This is a genomic window from Pseudoalteromonas sp. BSi20495 (assembly GCF_000241185.1).
GTDB lineage: Bacteria > Pseudomonadota > Gammaproteobacteria > Enterobacterales > Alteromonadaceae > Pseudoalteromonas > Pseudoalteromonas fuliginea.
Genome location: NZ_BADY01000055.1, coordinates 1 through 18,227, shown reverse-complemented (window position 1 = coordinate 18,227; position 18,227 = coordinate 1). Strand labels below are relative to the sequence as shown.

Here is an 18,227-nt window from a genome sequence, read left to right as displayed (position 1 = left end):
GTATGCCGTTTCCTTCTCAAAGCAAAAATAAGTCCTCCCATTAAGGTACTAAGCTTAATAGAAAATGCAAGTTTTATTCTATTTCTTTTATTGCATTTAAAATGCGTTTTGATGAAATAGGATAAGGAGTTCCTAATGTTTGGGCAAACAAAGAGACTCTTAGTTCTTGCTGCATCCAAAAAATAGCGGTTACTTCTTGGGGAATTGGCAACCCTTTAGGTGTTTTATTAGTTAATTTCTTATATTCAATTGCCACTTTATCAAGTTCAAGTACGCATAACCTATCTCTGTTTGGATCAACTGGTAATTTTTCTAAGCGTTTTTGAATAGCTTTTAGGTAACGGATTAAATCCGTTATTTTATCTGCGCCATGCGCGCTCACAAAACCTTTAAATATAAGTGACTCAAGCTGTGATTTTATATCGCCGTGCGCCGTTATCATGGTTAAATCAACGCGCCCTTTCATTTTTTTATGCAGCGCGTGAGCAATACTTAATACTTGCTCAACCTGCGTTGCAATCGACACAACAGCATCACCGAGCTCACCGCGTATTTGCTCTTTTACTGTTTCAAATGCTTTTTCGTCACGTATATCACCGTGTTTAACTAATAAGCTATCGACACCTGCGGCTATACAGTCATCAATTAAATCAGCTATTTTACCAAATGGATTAAAGTACAAACCCAGCTTTGCTTTATTCGGTAAGTTTTGTTGTAAATACTTAATTGGCGATGGCACATTTAATAACACTAAACGGCGCAAACCTTGTTGATGTGCTTGCTGCGCTTTTGCTTCGTTATCAAACAGCTCCACTGCAGCGGCTGATTTTTTATCCACCAGCGCAGGGTATGCTTTTATCTCATATTGGCCTTGTTTTTTAACATATGAAGATGGCAGCTCACCAAAATCCCATTGTGTTAGGTCTGATTTTTCAATGCCTTTATCGGCTACTTTAGAGAGTGTTTCGGTTACTTCACCTTGCAGCTCTGCTTTAAGTTTGGCTAAATCAAGTCCACGAGCAAGTAACTTATCGTGTTCATCACGTACTTCAAACTGCAATCTTAAATGCGGTGCAAGCGCGGTTAAATCCCATGCCTCTGGATCAACTTTTACACCTGTCATTCTCAATAAACGCGTCGTTAATGCATCAATTAAGCTCCCTTGCATTGGCTCAATAGCTGCCAGCACTGCATCAGCATAGTTTGGTGCTGGCACAAAATTACGACGAAGCGATTTAGGCAATGACTTTATAAGTCCACTTATTAGCTCATGCCTAAATGCTGGTATGTGCCAGTCAAAACCACTTTCTTGCACTTGATTCAACAGCGCGACCGGTATTTGTACCGCAACGCCATCAACGGCTTGGCCTGGATCAAAATGATAAGCAAGCGGCAATATAATATTGTCTTGCTGCCATGTATCAGGGTAGTCAAACTCGGTTATATTACTTGCACCATGCTGCATTAACTCTTCACGAGTCATGTGTAAGTAATGCTTATTTTGTTGTTTTTGTGTTTTATACCATTTTAAAAATGCAGCGCGGTTATTAATTTCTTTGGGTATTTTTTTATCGTAAAATTCAAATAACGTTTGCTCATCAACTAAAATATCACGACGACGTGACTTATTTTCCAGAACTTGAATATCTTCTATTAGCTCACTGTTAAATGCTAAAAAGCGCTCGTTTAAGCCCAGTTCTTGCTCAACTAATGCAGTGCGTACAAAAAGCTCTCGACTCACTTTAGGGTCAATATTGCTATAAACACAGCGGCGTTTGTTTACAACGAGTAGGCCGTACAAAGTTTGCTGCTCAAACGCAATTACCGCACCTGGCTTTTTCTCCCAATGAGGTTCTGTGTAACTACGTTTTACTAGGTGTTGTGCTAATGGCTCTACCCAGTTAATGTCTATTTTTGCATTTGTGCGGGCATATAATTTACTGGTTTCTACCAGCTCTGCTGACATGATCCATTTAGGGCTCTTTTTAAATAAACCTGAACCCGGAAAAATATGAAACTGACTATTACGTGCGCCTTTGTATATTTGTTTTTCATCTTTAAAGCCAATGTGGCTTAGCATCCCGCTTAATAACGCCTTGTGCACAAGCTCGCCATCAGCCGCTTGGCTGGTTGCTTTCATGCCCATTTCGTTACACACAGTACTTATTTGATAAACAATATCTTGCCATTCACGCAGACGCATATAGGCCAAAAAGTCTTTTTGACACAGCTTTCTAAATTGGCCGTTAGTCAGCTCGCTTTGCTGCTCTTCTAGGTAATTCCATAAGTTTAAAAAAGCAATAAAATCTGAATCTGGGTCGTCAAAACGACCGTGCTTTTCATTGGCCGCAGCACGTTTTTCTTGTGGGCGTTCACGTGGGTCTTGAATAGACAATGCTGCCACAATAATAATTACTTCACGCAATGCGCCAAGTTTATGGGCCGTAAGTACCATTTTAGCTAAACGAGGGTCAACCGGTAATCGGCTAAGCTCTCTACCTGAAGCGGTTAAACTCGTTTTGTTATCACGTTTGTCTGGTTTTACTGCTTGTAGTTCTTCTAATAACGATAGACCATCACTTATATTACGGCTATCTGGCGCTTGCACGAACGGAAATTGCGCCATATCACCAAGCCCGAGTGCCAACATTTGCAAAATAACTGAAGCAAGATTAGTACGCAGTATTTCAGGGTCGGTAAACTCTGGGCGCGATAAAAAATCATCCTCAGAGTACAAGCGAATACAAATACCCGCTTCAACACGTCCACAACGACCCATACGTTGATTAGCACTTGCTTGTGATATAGGCTCTATTGGCAAGCGCTGTACTTTTGTACGATAGCTGTAGCGACTTATACGCGCAGTACCTGGGTCTATTACATAACGAATACCCGGCACAGTGAGCGATGTTTCGGCTACGTTAGTCGATAAAATAATATGGCGACGAGAATGTGGCGCAAATATACGGTTTTGCTCTGCGTTAGATAAGCGCGAATAAAGTGGCAATACATCGGTGTGTTTTAAATTACGCTTGCTAAGTGCATCAGCGGTATCGCGTATTTCACGCTCACCATTTAAAAATATGAGAATATCGCCAGGGCCTTCAGCGCACAGCTCATCAACGGCATCAAAAATACCTTGTAGCTGATCGCCCTCCGCTTCCATATCATCTTTATTAATATCAGTAATAGGGTTGTAGCGCACATCAACTGGGAAAGTACGACCCGATACTTCTATAATAGGCGCATCATCAAAGTGCTTTGAAAAGCGCTCAGGATCAATAGTCGCTGAGGTAATTATTATTTTTAAATCAGGGCGTTTTGGAAGTAGGTTTTTTAAGTAACCTAGAATAAAGTCGATGTTTAAACTACGCTCATGCGCTTCATCGATAATAATCGTGTCGTATTGATTTAAAAAGCGGTCTTGCTGAATTTCTGCCAGTAAAATACCGTCAGTCATCAGTTTTACATACGTATTATTAGAAACCTGATCGCTAAAACGTATTTTAAAGCCAACTTGCTGACCAAGCTCACACTTCATTTCTTCAGCAATACGATTAGCCACGGTACGCGCTGCTAATCGGCGTGGTTGCGTATGCCCTATTAAACCATCAACACCACGACCAAGCTCTAAACACATTTTAGGTATTTGCGTTGTTTTGCCTGAGCCCGTCTCACCGGCAATAATAACCACTTGGTTATTTGCAATGGCGTCTTTAATTAATTCCTTTTTTTGACTTACTGGCAATTGCTCAGGGTAAGTCACTTTAGGGAGGCCAGCTAAGCGCTTATCGCGTAATTCTTGGCTACGGGTTATATCAGCCGCTATTTTTTCAAGCGCGTTGGCATGCTTGTTTTCATCGGTTATTTTTTTTACGCCATGTAAGCGTTTTTTGAAAATGAATTGATCTTTTTTTAAGCACGTTTTTAGCTCGCCAAACAACTGACCTAGGTTTACCACCCGCATACCTTATAAAATTAGTTAAAGAGCCGTAATTGTATCAAATTAAACGGCTGGGGTTAATCCTACAAAATGCATAACGCGAGGTTGTTTGTTATATAAACGCTGTTATTGAACTAAACGGTGAATAATAAATTTATTTTAAGCAGTTATTTTCAGCGCTAACTACATTGAATAAATTAAATGACGTTGGCTTATTCGTCGTTAAAAATGCCCACGTAGGTCGCTTGCGTATTCGATTTACTAGCTCGATACATGCCAGAGGTATTAAACGGCAAGCTAATATTACCCTTAGTATCAATAATAATGACGCCGCCAGTGCCACCAATGGGCTTAAGCACACCGTTTATAACTTCATCCCCTGCTTCGGCTATGGTTTTACCTTGGTACTTAACGCGCGCACATATATCGCTTGCTACGTTATAGCGAATAAAGTATTCACCGTGTCCTGTTGCTGATACCGCGCACGATTCATTTTCAGCAAATGTTCCGGCCCCAATTACCGGCGCATCCCCCACGCGGCCATAACGTTTTGCCGTCATACCACCGGTTGATGTACCTGCTGCTAAATTACCATTTTTATCAAGCGCCACTGCGCCAACCGTGCCCATTTTGTAAGAGTTAGGTAATGCTTTGTGCGCGGCTTGGTACTCTTTACTGGTTGCTTTGGCTTTATCTAATTTTTGTTTTGCTTTTAAAAGTGCTTTGTAACGAGATTCGGTATCAAACAAGTTATTTTCGATAAGCTCAACACCTTGCTCTTTAGCAAACTCCTCAGCGCCTTGCCCACTGAGCATTACGTGTACAGAGTTATCCATTACCAAACGCGCTAAATTAATTGGGCTCTCAATATGCTTTACACCCGCAACTGCACCTGCTTCACGGTTTCGACCATCCATTATTGATGCATCAAGCTCATGTCCGCCATCGTAAGTGTATACCGCTCCACGCCCTGCATTAAAATAAGGGGATTGCTCTAATACTGCAATTGCTGCAGTCACCGCATCTAAGCTTTCGCCGCCTTGATGTAATACTTTATAACCTGTCTCTACTGCTTGCGTTAATTTTGCCCGATACTCTTTTTCTTGAGCGGGTGTAAATCGTGCTTTTTCTATTGTCCCTGCCCCACCATGAATCGCAATGGCAAAAGGAGTCTCTGCAGCTAATGCACTATTGCTTAAAGCAACAAGGCTGCTCGCAAAAATGGCTAATAATGGTATTTTCATAATGAGTTCTTTTATGGGGAAGTTATAAACCAATGTGAATGGTTGCGGGCTTAATTTCAACCAAAGTGAGTTTAATGACATAAAAAAAGCGCCTTAAGGCGCTTTTTCAAAATTTAACGTGTTTGTAATTAAGCTTGTTGAGCTTTTAAACGCGCTAAACGTGCTACTTGATGAGTAGACGTTAAGAAAGAATAAATTGGTGCTAAGTAACCACGTTTACGAAGCTCTAGGAAATCAGCATCGCTTAGCTCGTTTAGCTTTTTCTCATCGATAAGGTAAATACCGTTTATGTCTTTTTTCTCGCCTTTAATGTCTACTGTAAGCGTTTGCGCAATTAGTAGCTCTTTATCAGCAAGGAATTTAGTGAACGCTTCAGTTACTTGAGAAAACTCAATAAAAGATACAAGCGCTTCTTTACGACGTTTTAGGTAATCAGTCTCTTCGCCATTTTCGAATAATGCGTTGCCTTCATCTTCACCAACAAGCGCACTTGCTTCATCAATTACAATGCCGAATTGATCTTGCTCTGGGTGCTTAACTAGACCCAGTGGGTAACGAGTAGATGCCATTGGTGCAAATGCTGCTGTCCATTTACCATCTTCTACAAAAAGGTTTTCGCCTGGCTCAAGACCAAACATAGCGACAGCTTGGTAAGTGTCATTTTCGTTATTTTTAACGAATGACATTGGAAACTCGTTTGCTACACGTGCAAACTCATGTGCAACTACTGGCACTAAATGTTGAGTTTTCATGAATTCTACATTGATGCCATTTTTAATTTTAATGTTGGCATGTTTTTCGTTGTGTAAAGGCTGTACTTGTTGCTCCGCCATGTTACTGCTCCGTTTATTTTTAGTTTATGTGTTTCATTTTTAATACCTTAAGGCTAATGCTTTTGAAACCAAAAAGGAAGGGAAACTTTTATGACAGTCGTCATCAAAAAATAAAATTTAACTAAATCCAAGCGTTGCTAAAAAACACACAACCAAAACACATAAAATCAGATTAAAAACAATACACTTAATGATTGTTTTTAATACAAGTTACGGATACTCATTCACATTGATTAACAGTCAGAGTGCGTTTATTTATAGTGTTTAGACTTAAATTTGAACAAATAAAAAAGGACAGCTTATATAAGCTGCCTTTAAAAATCACATTGGTACTTTAATTTATGGCGCCCAATACACTTCAATATTTATGCTTGGGTGGTTAAGTACAGCGCGAAGTGGCATATCATTAACATCGCCCCCCGCTTTTGCTTGCTTATAAACAGCGAGTTTTTCTTCACCGCTAATTAAAAGCTTAACTACTTTAGATTGCACAATGGCATTTAAAGTTAGTGTCATTCTCTCAGTAATACTACCGGTTACTTCACTTTCAATCGCGTTAATAGCACACACTGATTGTGTGGTTGTTAAACCATGCTCTAAACCGTTTGCATTTGGAAATAACGACGCTGTATGGCCATCTGGGCCCATACCTAAAATAGTCACATCATATGGTATTTTTAGTTCGCTATAAGCCGCTTCACACTCTTGTGTGCCCTGTTGGGCCGTTGCAGCAGTGTTCTTCATAGTAATAAAGTTAGCAGCACTACCATGATTTTGTAATAATGTACTTTTAATAAATGCTTCATTACTTTTTTCATGGCTTGAGTCTACCCAACGCTCGTCAACCATAGCAACATCAACATGTTGCCAATCTAAATCAAGGGTTGATAAATGCTTATAAGCAGGTGCTGGTGATGAACCGCCTGATACCATCAATACAGCACGTCCATCATTTTTAATACCATCACGCAGTGATTGCTCAAGCGTTGCTGAAAGCTCTTTCGTCAACGCATCTTTATTATCAAAAAATTTCTCAACTAATGTTGCCATATTTATGCCTTATCGCCCGCGTTAAACCACACATGGCTCTTCTCTGCCAATAACTCATCGGCATCATCAGGACCCCAGCTACCTGCACGATAAAGTGCCGGTTTGCCTTTTTCTTGCCATCTGTCAATAATTGGATCAATCCATTTCCACGCTTGACGTACTTCATCACGATGAATAAATAACGATGGGTTATCGGCAGCCGCATCAAGCATTAAACGCTTGTATGCATCTGAGTGAAAACCGTTACTGTAAGCTTGTGAAAGCTCAATATTCATCGTTACTGGTTCAAGTTGCATTTCCAAATTATCGAGGCGCTTAGACATAAGCGTTAGTTGAATTGTTTCCTCTGGCTGCAAGCGAATAACAAGGCGATTTGGCTCAATATTACCTACGTTATCTTCGTAAATATTATGAGATACTTTTTTATATTCAACCACAATTTCTGCACAGCGCTTAGCCATACGTTTACCTGTACGAAGATAAAATGGAACACCAGCCCAACGCCAGTTATCAATGTGTGCACGAATCGCAACAAAGGTTTCTGTTTTGCTAGAGCCTTCTTTTAGTTCTTCAAGATAACCGGGTACAATTTTACCATTTAAGTCACCAGGCACATATTGACCGCGCACAATATTTTCATCAACATCGCTACCATTCAGTGGGCGAAGTGCTTCTAATACCTTTAGCTTTTCATTTCGGATACTGCTGGCGTTAAGTTTATTGGGCGCTTCCATTGCAACTAAACACAGTAGCTGTAACAAGTGGTTTTGAACCATGTCACGAAGTGCACCGGCTTTATCATAAAAACCAGCGCGGCTTTCAAGGCCAACCGTTTCTGATAAGCTAATTTGGATGTTATCAATAGATTTAGCATCCCACATATTTTCAAACAATGAGTTTGAAAAACGCAGCGCCATTAAGTTTTGTACTGTTTCTTTACCTAAGTAATGATCAATTCGGAAAATTTGCTCTTCATTAAAAAACTCTGCAATTTTTCCGTTAATTGCTTCAGCAGAATCACCGCAATAGCCAATTGGTTTTTCAACAACAACACGTGATGTAGGGGTAATTAAACCTTTCGTAGAAAGTATTTCACAGCAAGTGCCGTATACAGCTGGCGGAAGAGATAAATAAAACACACGCGATTTAGTGCTTTCGTGCTCATCTAGAATGCCTTTTAGCACATCCCAATTATCATCCGCTTCTGTAACATTACTTACTACTGGCACTAAAAAAGTAGAAAACGCTTTCCAATCTTTAGCGTTAAACTCACCTTTGCTTAAAAATTCTTGTAATGCTTTATGCGCTGTTTCTACGTATTCAGCACGTTTAGATTCTTCGCGCACTGTTGGTAGGATACGTGAGCCTTCAGGTAAATTACCTTCTTGATATGCTCTGTACATTGCAGGTAGTAATTTGCGTAACGCAAGATCACCACCGCCCCCAAAAATTATAATATCAAAAGGATTAAGCATAGTTACTCTCTACGTTGTGATACCCAGTACATTTTATAAATGCGCGGGTATGCCTATTTATTGCTAGATTAGATGGCTTTTATAACTGTATTTAAATAAAAGCCTGCTGAATTGTTCTGTATTGATGATTTATTATTATTTATTTTATCATTTGCGCTTATTAAATGAGCCTTAGGGGCCCTGTATCTCCTCTCACAAAAATACAGACCCTAAGCACTCCAGCGCTACCCGTTCAAAGGTACTCGGTTTACTTACTTACGTAAGCGAATTTTTTACTGCGTACGGTTTTGCTTGTAGTACGCCATTAAGCCGTTTGTCGAACTATCATGGGCGTGTTTTACGCTTTCATCAGTGAGTTCACTTTCAATTTTAGATGCTAACCCTTTACCTAGCTCTACACCCCATTGATCAAACGAGCATATTTCTAAAATAATGCCTTGGCAAAATATCTTATGTTCATACAGTGCAATTAAACGACCCACTGTTTTAGCATCTACAGTATCTAATAACATAGATGTTGTAGGACGATTGCCTTGATGAATTTTATGATTTAATAACTCATCAATCTCTGCTTGCGATTTACCCTTAGCGGTTAAATCAGCTGTAACTTGCGCTGCATCTACACCACTCATCATCGCTTCTGTTTGTGCAAAGAAGTTCGATAATAAAATATCGTGATGTTTATCAACATTCACTTGTGGTTTAACTGATGCAATAAAATCTGCAGGTACAATTACATTACCTTGGTGTAAGCACTGATAAAAGGCATGCTGACCATTAATACCCGTCATGCCCCAAATAATTGGAACGGTGGTGTAAGGTACCGTTTCGCCCGCAAAGTTAACGTGCTTACCATTACTTTCCATTTCGCCTTGCTGTAAATAAGCTGGTAACATATGCAGAGCTTGGTCGTACGGTAATATCGCTTGCGCTGTGTAGCCCAAAAAGCTGGTATTCCATACGCTAAGCAATGCCATAATTAATGGTATATTTTGCTCAAACGGCGCAGACTTAAAATGTTCATCAATTTCAAACGCACCTTCTAAAATTGCTTCAAAGGCGTCGTAGCCTAAATATAAAGCAATGGGTAAGCCTATCGCACTCCAAAGTGAAAAGCGACCGCCAACCCAATCCCACATAGTGAATACGTTTTCGTCGCTGATACCAAAGGCTGCCGTTTTTTCTAAATTTGTACTTACTGCAACAAAATGCTTTGCAATTGTACTTTCATCTTTTGCTGTTTGTAAAAACCAATCAACGGCTGTTTTAGCGTTTGTCATGGTTTCTGACGTAGTAAATGTTTTTGACGAAATAACAAATAATGTTGTTTCAGGATCAATGGCTTTTAAAACAGACGAAATTTGTACACCGTCAGCATTAGATACGTAATGAACATTCAATGTATCATCTGCCAGTGCTTTTAATGCCTCGGTTGCCATTTGCGGACCAAGGTTAGAGCCACCAACACCAATACTTACAACATCTTTTACCGCTTTGCCGGTATAGCCTAGCCATTTTCCGCTACGAACTTTTTCAACAAACACTTTAATTTTAGCTAATTCGTTATCTACTGCTTGTGTCACGTTTTCACCATCAACAATGAGTGGTGTATGAGCACGATTGCGAAGTGCCGTATGCAGTACTGAGCGATTTTCAGTGATATTAATTTTTTCACCACTGAACATTTTATCGCGCCACGATGCAATATCGCAATCTTTAGCAAGCGACATTAAGTTAGCAAAAACATCGTTATCAATAAGTTGCTTAGAATAGTCGAATAATACGCCAGGTACTTGAGTAGAAAACTGAGAAAAACGCGTGTCATCTTGTGCAAATAACGTTTTCAGATGTGTTTGTTTCATCTTAGCTGCACTTTGTTCGAGTGCTTGCCAACTTGCTAGTTGCGTTCGGTTAGACATGAGAATACCCTCTAAATTTTTCAACCAATTGATTTAAAAATGCTTTTTATAAAATAAAAACGATAAAAATTGCTTATTCACACTAAAATAAAACGCCGATAGTATAACTAAAAATGCAAAAAAGGTGCTGTTTTTATAATTTTAGATGCCGATGATAACGCAATTTTTAGCTTTTGACACCGGTATCATAAAGATTTTATAAATTAATTTACCTATAATTTTAAAGGCACCTGCCATAGCTTAATTGATTAAAATGAAATATTGATGAATTTTCATAAGCACAATAATTACTTTATATGGTTATTCACTAAGTACTGTACTTGCTTGCCTTGCGATCAAATCGACCTTAAAAACAAAAAATCGGCCATAAAGCCGATTTTGTATAAATTACAATCTTTGTTTAATTGCTAAGCGCTAACCCACCATTTAAATTATAAACAGCTTTATAACCCAGCTGCATTAAATTACTCGCAGCAATTTTTGAGCGGTTACCACTGCGGCATAATAAAATGTATTTGTTATTTTTATTCAACTGTCCTTCAAATACCGCATTCGCCATTCTACTAAGCGGTATATTTAATGTTTTTTCATCGAGTATATTAAATAACTGGGCAACATTATTTGCGCCGTGTTCGTATGGCTCGCGTGTATCAATTAAATATACATCGCTGGTGTTTAACATTATTTTAGCGTCATCAAAATTTAATTGCAGTGTATCTACTTCAGGTAGCGCATTTACATAACCGCACAGTTGTGTGTTATTCACTTGTTTTGAAGCATCGTACTGCTGCTTTTCAATTACAAATTCATCAACTGAAATACTGCCGCTCACTAACGCATTAAGTAATGGCGTTTGGCTTTGCTGAACGGCCCAGTTCATAGCAAAACATTGTTGGTAGTCGTGCCCTGAGCAAATAATACTAATGTTATTTAGTTGCTCGCTTATTGCTAAAATAGAGCGAGCCATAGCTTTTGCATCCCCACCCATAAGGGAAGTATTGCCAAGTCCTGCAGGCAGAATTAAATCACCACAAAAACAATAACGCGTTTCGCCACTACTGTTTTTTAATAAATAACTTACGCTATCTTTGCTATGCCCAGGTGTAGCAACTTTTTCAAGTGCGTCATTTGCTAAGCTAATATTTGCTGCGCCTACGGGCCAACCTAGCGAATCAACCTCACCTTTTACAACTCTTGATGCAAGAACGCTGGTTAACAAATTAGTCGCTGACTCTCGCTCTTGATGAAGATGAGTATTAAGCACCGCTGAAATAGTTAGATCTTGTGTATTGGCTATTTTTTCAAAACGCGGAATAAGCTCAATAATCGGGTCTATTATAACTGCGTGTTTATCATCGCTCACATAAAGCCAACTACATGCACCTTGGTGCCTAAATTGAGTAAGGCCCAGTGCGCACACTTCTTGCTGTGGTGTCGTACTGTCAGACACGATTAAACAGTTTGCTTGTAATATTGTTCTTAGAGCGCGAATACGACCACAAGCATTATCAATATCTTGCTGTGTTGCCGCAGGTCCAAACGAAAGTCTAATTGCGTTTTCGCTTTGCCATTTGCTTGCACCCATTGCATCTAAAACAAAACTTGTTGATGCCCCCGTACTACAAGCCGAGCCTCCACTTACGCGTATGCCCGCCGCATCAAATAAATCAATCACCTCTTTGCTTGTTAAATCGTTAACAGCAAAATTAAGTGTAGTGGGCACGCTATAAGCAAAGTCGTGATTAAATGTAATATTGCCAAAGGTATCTACAATTGCACTTTGTAATTGACTGCGATAGGAATTAAGTACATCAACTGATTTAAATGTACCGTCTGATTTATCGAGCAACAGACTAAATAGCTTATTTAGCCCTGCAATACCAGGTAGATTTTCGGTGCCTGAACGCATTCCACTCTCTTGACCACCACCCGCTATAAAAGGTGTATACGCACTGTCACTACGAATATATAAAAAGCCAATACCCTTGGGCGCATAAAGCTTATGCCCCGAAAAAGGGGCGTAATCTATTGTTGTGTCACTCAGCGCGAGTGCCTGTTTACCAAGCGCTTGCACGCAATCCACCATCCACGATACATTTTTATTGCGGCTACGAATTACCTGCTCAATAGCGGGTAAATCTTGATATACACCGGTCTCGTTATTAACGGCCATGGTGCAAATCATCAATGCATTATTAATATGCTCTGCAATAAAATCTAAGTCTAAAATACCGTTACTATCCACTGGAATAGCAAGCACTTCAGCGTTAATGTCAAGTACGCTATTCCAATGTTTAAGTGTATTTGGCACCGCTTTATGCTCAGTTGCGCCATATAATAATACTGGGTTTTTAACTGGGTGTTTTTTAGCATTAATAAGTGTAGAAACTACTGCTGTTTGAATGCCTTCTGTCGCGCCAGACGTAAATAAAATATCGCCATTACTTGCGCCGATAACAGTGCGTGCTTTTTGACGTGTTTGTTCTAATAAATGCTTGGCTTGAATACCTGTAATATGCGGACTTGAAGGATTACCAAAACAAATTTGCATAGTATGAGAAACAACATCAGCAATACAAGGCAACACAGGAGTGGTTGCGTTTGCATCAAGGTAAACTTGTTTTACTGGCTCATCGTGCAATAAAAAATCTGACATTAAAAAACGCACCTTATTACTAAAAAATATATCTTATTACCAATAGTACATAACTTTACAGGTAATGAGTAATAATCAATTAGCACTAGAGGTGCGTTTACTATTCTTTTTTAAACTAAAAGTCTGTTTACCTAACCTTAACTCTGGTTACTTAACTCTTCATGGGTTGACGACCAGGCTGTTATTAGCGCTTTTACTAATGAAGCCAATGGGATGGCAAAAAACACTCCCCAAAATCCCCATAAGCCACCAAAAAATAATACTGCGACAATTATAAACACCGGATTCAAATCAACCGCCTCAGAAAATAACAGTGGCACAAGTACGTTGCCATCAAGCGCCTGAATAATTCCGTAAATAATTAAAATAGTCCAAAACTGCGTTTCTAGGCCAAATTGAAATAGCGCCACGGCCGCTACGGGTATAGTCACAAGAGCAGCACCCACAAACGGAATTAACACAGAAAAACCAACTAACACACCTAGTAACGCCGCATAACGTAAATCTAAAACGGTAAATGCAATAAACGACACACCACCAACAATCAAAATTTCAAACACTTTACCGCGAATATAATTCATGATTTGCTGATTCATTTCGTTCCATACTTGCAAAATTAAGCGTCGTTGTTGGGGAATGAGTTTAGCTACGCTTCCTGTAAGCTCTAACTTATCTTTAAGCATAAAAAATACAAGTAAAGGTACAAGTACCAAATAAATTAACCAAGCAACCACATCTTTTAAAGAAGTAAGCGAAAACGACAACACCACTTGGCCAAACTCAATAACTTTAGCCTCTACTGTTGCAACAATTGCTTGTACTTGCTCAGTATTAATCAAACTAGGGTATTGTTCGGGTAAAGCCAACAAGTAAGACTTTCCCTGCTCTACCATGTGTGGGGTTTCTTGTACTAAATTACTTGTTTGTTGCCAAAGTACCGGACCTATAACTAAAATAAGCGTCAGCATAATGCCGGTAAATACCAACATCACAATAACTGTTGCTGTAAAACGCTTTAAACCAAAGCGCTCTAAATGAAGTACAGGCCAGTCAAGTAAATAAGCGATTACAAGAGCAACCAGCACTGGCACTATTAAGGAGCCAAAAAAATAAAGTAAGGCAACCGATGCCAATAATAAAAATAATAAGGTAACCGAATGAGGATCCGAAAACTTTCTTTCGTACCATGTTTTTACATATTCAAACACGTAATGGCTCCACTAATAACAACCCTTGTTGTTTATTTAAATTGTAACTATAAGCATATTTTTTCAAAAATCGTTCTATATCATCAACGTTTTCATCGTTATTTAAACTAAAAGTGATACTTTGTTGTAATGATAATGCTTTACGCAAGCCCAATTTAAACTGAATAAACTGTTGAGGACACCTATAAATTCGCAAATCTTGTTGTAACATACTCGCTTTACCAATTTATTAAAATGAATAATAAGTCACATAATCACGGTCTTATTTTTATAACACGTGAACAAATGTAACTTTTTCTTAAAACAACCCCTGCAATGGTTTATCCTGTATACCATAGTTAGTAGTAAGGATAAGTTAATGCCTGGCACGCATAATAAAGCGCAACTACCAAGTAATCCAACACTCAAAGAGATTAATTGGTTTAAAAAGCAAATAAATTGGGGGGAATTACCTCCTTTTTATCATTTAGTTGCTTCCTCAGTCAGCGAATCTGAGGGGATATTAGAGCATGGTTTTGACAACGCTGTTAAACAGCTTATTAATAAACGCAACTGGAATTTAGACTTATTAGAAGGCTATGAAGATAACTTAGGTGAAATCCATACCAAAAATAAGCCTCGAATAGCACTTCATCAAGTGTTTACCGACCGCGGTTTTGAACTTTGGGCGCAACCTTATGCAAAAGACGTAGTCATAGATCAGTATATAAAAGGAAACCGCTTTGTTGAATTTAAAGTATGGGATCCTATTTCAATGAAAAGCCTGATCAGAATAAACCAATTACATAAATTTGTTGGCTTTTATTTTGAAAGTGGCGACAAAGCTGATAAAGCACTTATATTACATGCACACAAAGTAGTTCATAAAATTATTACTTTTTTGCAGCGCGAATTGAACGTTGTAAAGCTTGATGGAGTCACAATAAAAGAACTATACCAATTGTGCGAAAAAGACAGCCGTGCAAGTAGTGACGAAATAGACATTGCCAAAATTGCTATTGGTGAACCAATAAACAAGGAATAAAATGCAGCTAAAATCAGCCTTTATGACTTTATGCAGTGCCGCACTTACATTTGGCCTATTAGTAGGTGAGCCTTTAAAGGCGCAAACCAACTTTACACTTCCTGATTTAGGAACGTCAGCATTACAAGCACTTCCACTCGAAAAAGAACAAGCGATTGGCGAAGTAATGATGATGCAAATAAGAGGCTCATCGCCAGTAATTAACGATCCTGTACTTGATGAGTACCTAACTACGATTGGCCGCAAACTTGTAGCAAATGCTAATGACGTACGCTTTCCATTTTCATTTTTTTGGATAAACAACCCTGAAATTAATGCGTTTGCATTTTATGGCGGACACGTTGGCGTACACACAGGCTTAATTGCTCAAGCCGATAACGAGAGCCAGTTTGCCTCGGTACTAGGGCACGAAATTGCTCACGTAACACAGCGCCACTTAGCACGTAGAATACAGCAGCAACAAGATAACAGTGCCTTGACCATTGCTGGTATGATTGCCGGTATATTGGCAACGGTTGTTGCACCTGATGCAGGTATTGCTATTATTTCAGCGAGCCAAACACAATCAGCTTTTAGCCAGCTAACCCATAGCCGCTCAGCCGAGCAAGAAGCTGATCGTATAGGCATGCAAACACTAAACAATGCAGGCTTTGATGCCCGTGCATCAAGTGAATTTTTAACCAAGCTAGCCGCGCAAATTCGTTACAAATATAAGCCACCTGCATTTTTATTAACTCACCCATTACCTGAAAGTCGAGTATCTGATGTGCGCTTGCGTGCTGAGCAATTTCCGGTGCGTTACCTAACACCGAGTCTTAATTTTAACTTAGCAAAAAGCAGAGTACTAGCTCGCTACGACAATAAGCCTGAAAACGCTGAAGCACTGTTTAGAAAATTAATGCGTGAAAAAAATTACGATAATACAGCATTAAAATATGGCCTAGCTATAAGTTTGCTCGATCAGAAAAAACTTGACGAAGCACAACCTATATTAGATGAACTGTTACAAAGTGATCCTAAAAACCTATTTTACATAGATACAAAGACCGACTTACTCATCGCGCAAGAAAAAGCCGATGAAGCGGTTAAATTTTTAGCCGAGTTAAACAATTACCGCCCTAATAACCAAGTAATTACCCTTAATTATGCTAATTCGGCACTGGAAGCTAAACAATATGAATTAGCAGAGACCATACTTAAGAGTTTTTTACTTGAAAAGCCAGATCATAGCCTAGGTAAACAATTACTTGCCGACACTTATAAAAAACAAGATAAACTAGCAGCCTACCACGAGGCTAATGCCGATGTATTATCGCAATATGGTGCTTATTTAAAAGCCGCTGACGAAATCCAAAAAGCACTTAACTTCGTAGAATCAACAGAACTTGTAAAGCAGCAACGATTAAAAGCATTGCTTACCCAATATCGTCGTTTACAAAAAGAGCTTGCAAGGCTTTAAGTCTGCAAGCGCTTGCCCTAAAATAGGCGAAACTTAATATTTGGATACATTTTATGTCTGTTACTCTTTACCATAATTCGCGCTGTTCTAAATCACGCGAAACACTTGCCTTATTACAAAGTAAATCTGTAGAGCCAACTATTGTCGAATACCTAAAAACACCACTGACTCACGAGCAAATTTCAACCCTTGTAAGCCAACTTGGTTTTTCATCGGCACGTGAACTAATGCGTATCAAAGAAGATGACTACAAAGCGCTTAACTTAAAAGATGAAACGCGCGAAAATGCACTTATTGATGCCATGGTAAAAAACCCTAAACTGATTGAGCGCCCTATTGTTGTTAACAACGGTAAAGCTGCTATTGGTCGTCCACCCGAAAACGTATTAAGCGTTTTATAATGAGCACAACCATAGTGGTACTTTATCACTCTAGCCACGGTTCAGTTGAAGCTATGGCACATGAAATAGCGGAGTCAGTAGAGCAACAAGGCGCAACTGCACTGCTTCGCACGTTTGTAGCTAAAAACGCACACGATATCGTAATAACCAAAGATGATTTAATTAATTGCGATGGCCTTGCATTTGGCACGCCAACGCGATTTGGCATGATGGCCTCTCAAGCAAAAAGCTTTTGGGAAACCACCAGCGACTTGTGGCTAAAAGGCCAACTAATCGATAAGCCAGCATGTGTATTTTCGTCATCAAGTAGTATGCATGGTGGAAATGAAGCAACCTTACTTAACTTATCTCTGCCATTATTACACCACGGCATGATGCTACTGGGCGTGCCATACGATGTGCCCGAACTACTTGCAACACAAACCGGTGGAACACCATACGGTGCAACACACGTCGCTGGCAGCGCTAACAGTGCACAGCTAAGCAAAGACGAAATTAAAATATGCCAAAGCGTTGGTAAACGCCTTACTCACATTGCGAGAAAACTTAAATGAATACAGCTGACAATCCAGCTAAAAAGCCAATTACAATAAAATTTCAACGTGCCGCATTATTTGGCTATGTAGGTTTGCTTGTTCTAATTCCATTGTGGATGTATTTTGTACCCCCTCTAAACGGTAATACGAGCTTAGTATCTTTATTTTTGCCCATCATTCCGTTACTGCTGCCACTAAGAGGCATTATTAAAGACAACACTTACACCTATGCGTGGGCTAACTTTATTGTAATGCTGTATTTTATTCACGGGCTTACCATGCTGTGGGCAGCGCCAGCTGAGCTGATATGGGTATTATTGGAGCTTGTATTTGCATCCGCCATGTTTATTGGTTGTACATATTATGCACGGTATCGCGGTCAAGAACTTGGTTTAAAAATCCGTAAACTTAAAGAAGAACTTGCAGAAGAAAAAGCGGCAAACGAGCACAATAAATAGCGTAAACCATAAGCAAAAAAC

Annotated in this window: 14 protein-coding genes; 5 read left to right on the top strand and 9 right to left on the bottom strand. The window is 39.3% G+C overall.

The window, feature by feature from the left end; genetic code table 11:
* Nucleotides 1-73 precede the first annotated feature (73 nt).
* The 9 genes from hrpA to P20495_RS12435 all read right to left on the bottom strand — a co-directional run bounded on the left by hrpA (nucleotide 74) and on the right by P20495_RS12435 (nucleotide 14,539).
* On the bottom strand, nucleotides 74-3,961 hold the full coding sequence (gene hrpA, locus P20495_RS12395) for an ATP-dependent RNA helicase HrpA (RefSeq protein WP_008135573.1): 3,888 nt from the start codon (nucleotides 3,959-3,961) through the stop codon (nucleotides 74-76).
* Between the two features lie 194 nt (nucleotides 3,962-4,155).
* Complete coding sequence (locus P20495_RS12400) at nucleotides 4,156-5,187, bottom strand: isoaspartyl peptidase/L-asparaginase family protein (protein ID WP_033015518.1); 1,032 nt, start codon at nucleotides 5,185-5,187, stop codon at nucleotides 4,156-4,158.
* A gap of 128 nt (nucleotides 5,188-5,315) precedes the next feature.
* Nucleotides 5,316-6,020: a SapC family protein gene (locus tag P20495_RS12405; RefSeq protein WP_007375906.1), complete on the bottom strand. Its 705-nt coding sequence runs from the start codon at nucleotides 6,018-6,020 to the stop codon at nucleotides 5,316-5,318.
* Nucleotides 6,021-6,359: 339 nt separating this feature from the next.
* Entirely contained in the window at nucleotides 6,360-7,070 is a 711-nt protein-coding gene (pgl, locus tag P20495_RS12410) for a 6-phosphogluconolactonase (RefSeq protein ID WP_008135571.1), read from the bottom strand.
* Nucleotides 7,071-7,072: 2 nt separating this feature from the next.
* Nucleotides 7,073-8,545 (bottom strand): glucose-6-phosphate dehydrogenase, encoded by a 1,473-nt coding sequence (gene zwf / locus P20495_RS12415; protein WP_007375908.1) that lies wholly within the window; start codon nucleotides 8,543-8,545, stop codon nucleotides 7,073-7,075.
* A 272-nt stretch (nucleotides 8,546-8,817) separates the two neighbouring features.
* Nucleotides 8,818-10,464 (bottom strand): glucose-6-phosphate isomerase, encoded by a 1,647-nt coding sequence (gene pgi / locus P20495_RS12420; protein ID WP_007375909.1) that lies wholly within the window; start codon nucleotides 10,462-10,464, stop codon nucleotides 8,818-8,820.
* A gap of 400 nt (nucleotides 10,465-10,864) precedes the next feature.
* Nucleotides 10,865-13,120, bottom strand: coding sequence for an aminotransferase class V-fold PLP-dependent enzyme (locus tag P20495_RS12425; protein WP_008135570.1), 2,256 nt, complete (start codon nucleotides 13,118-13,120; stop codon nucleotides 10,865-10,867).
* Between the two features lie 137 nt (nucleotides 13,121-13,257).
* Nucleotides 13,258-14,328, bottom strand: a complete 1,071-nt coding sequence (locus P20495_RS12430; protein WP_008135569.1) for an AI-2E family transporter — start codon at nucleotides 14,326-14,328, stop codon at nucleotides 13,258-13,260.
* On the bottom strand, nucleotides 14,321-14,539 hold the full coding sequence (locus P20495_RS12435; protein WP_008135566.1) for a hypothetical protein: 219 nt from the start codon (nucleotides 14,537-14,539) through the stop codon (nucleotides 14,321-14,323). The genes P20495_RS12430 and P20495_RS12435 overlap by 8 nt, the downstream gene beginning before the upstream one ends.
* A gap of 147 nt (nucleotides 14,540-14,686) precedes the next feature.
* Here P20495_RS12435 and P20495_RS12440 point away from each other — a divergent pair, with 147 nt between their 5' ends.
* From P20495_RS12440 to P20495_RS12460, 5 genes are read left to right on the top strand one after another with little or no spacing between them, the layout of a single operon-like run.
* Complete coding sequence (locus P20495_RS12440) at nucleotides 14,687-15,352, top strand: hypothetical protein (protein ID WP_007375913.1); 666 nt, start codon at nucleotides 14,687-14,689, stop codon at nucleotides 15,350-15,352.
* 1 nt (nucleotide 15,353) lies between these two features.
* On the top strand, nucleotides 15,354-16,811 hold the full coding sequence (locus tag P20495_RS12445) for a M48 family metalloprotease (RefSeq protein ID WP_007375914.1): 1,458 nt from the start codon (nucleotides 15,354-15,356) through the stop codon (nucleotides 16,809-16,811).
* 53 nt (nucleotides 16,812-16,864) lie between these two features.
* Entirely contained in the window at nucleotides 16,865-17,212 is a 348-nt protein-coding gene (gene arsC, locus P20495_RS12450; protein WP_008135564.1) for an arsenate reductase (glutaredoxin), read from the top strand.
* A complete protein-coding gene (gene wrbA / locus P20495_RS12455; protein WP_007375916.1) occupies nucleotides 17,212-17,766 on the top strand; it encodes an NAD(P)H:quinone oxidoreductase in 555 nt (184 codons plus the stop codon). The genes arsC and wrbA overlap by 1 nt, the downstream gene beginning before the upstream one ends.
* Nucleotides 17,763-18,206 carry a DUF2069 domain-containing protein gene (locus P20495_RS12460; RefSeq protein ID WP_008135561.1) on the top strand — a complete coding sequence of 148 codons (444 nt, stop codon included), beginning with the start codon at nucleotides 17,763-17,765 and terminating at the stop codon, nucleotides 18,204-18,206. The genes wrbA and P20495_RS12460 overlap by 4 nt, the downstream gene beginning before the upstream one ends.
* The last annotated feature ends 21 nt before the right edge of the window (nucleotides 18,207-18,227 follow it).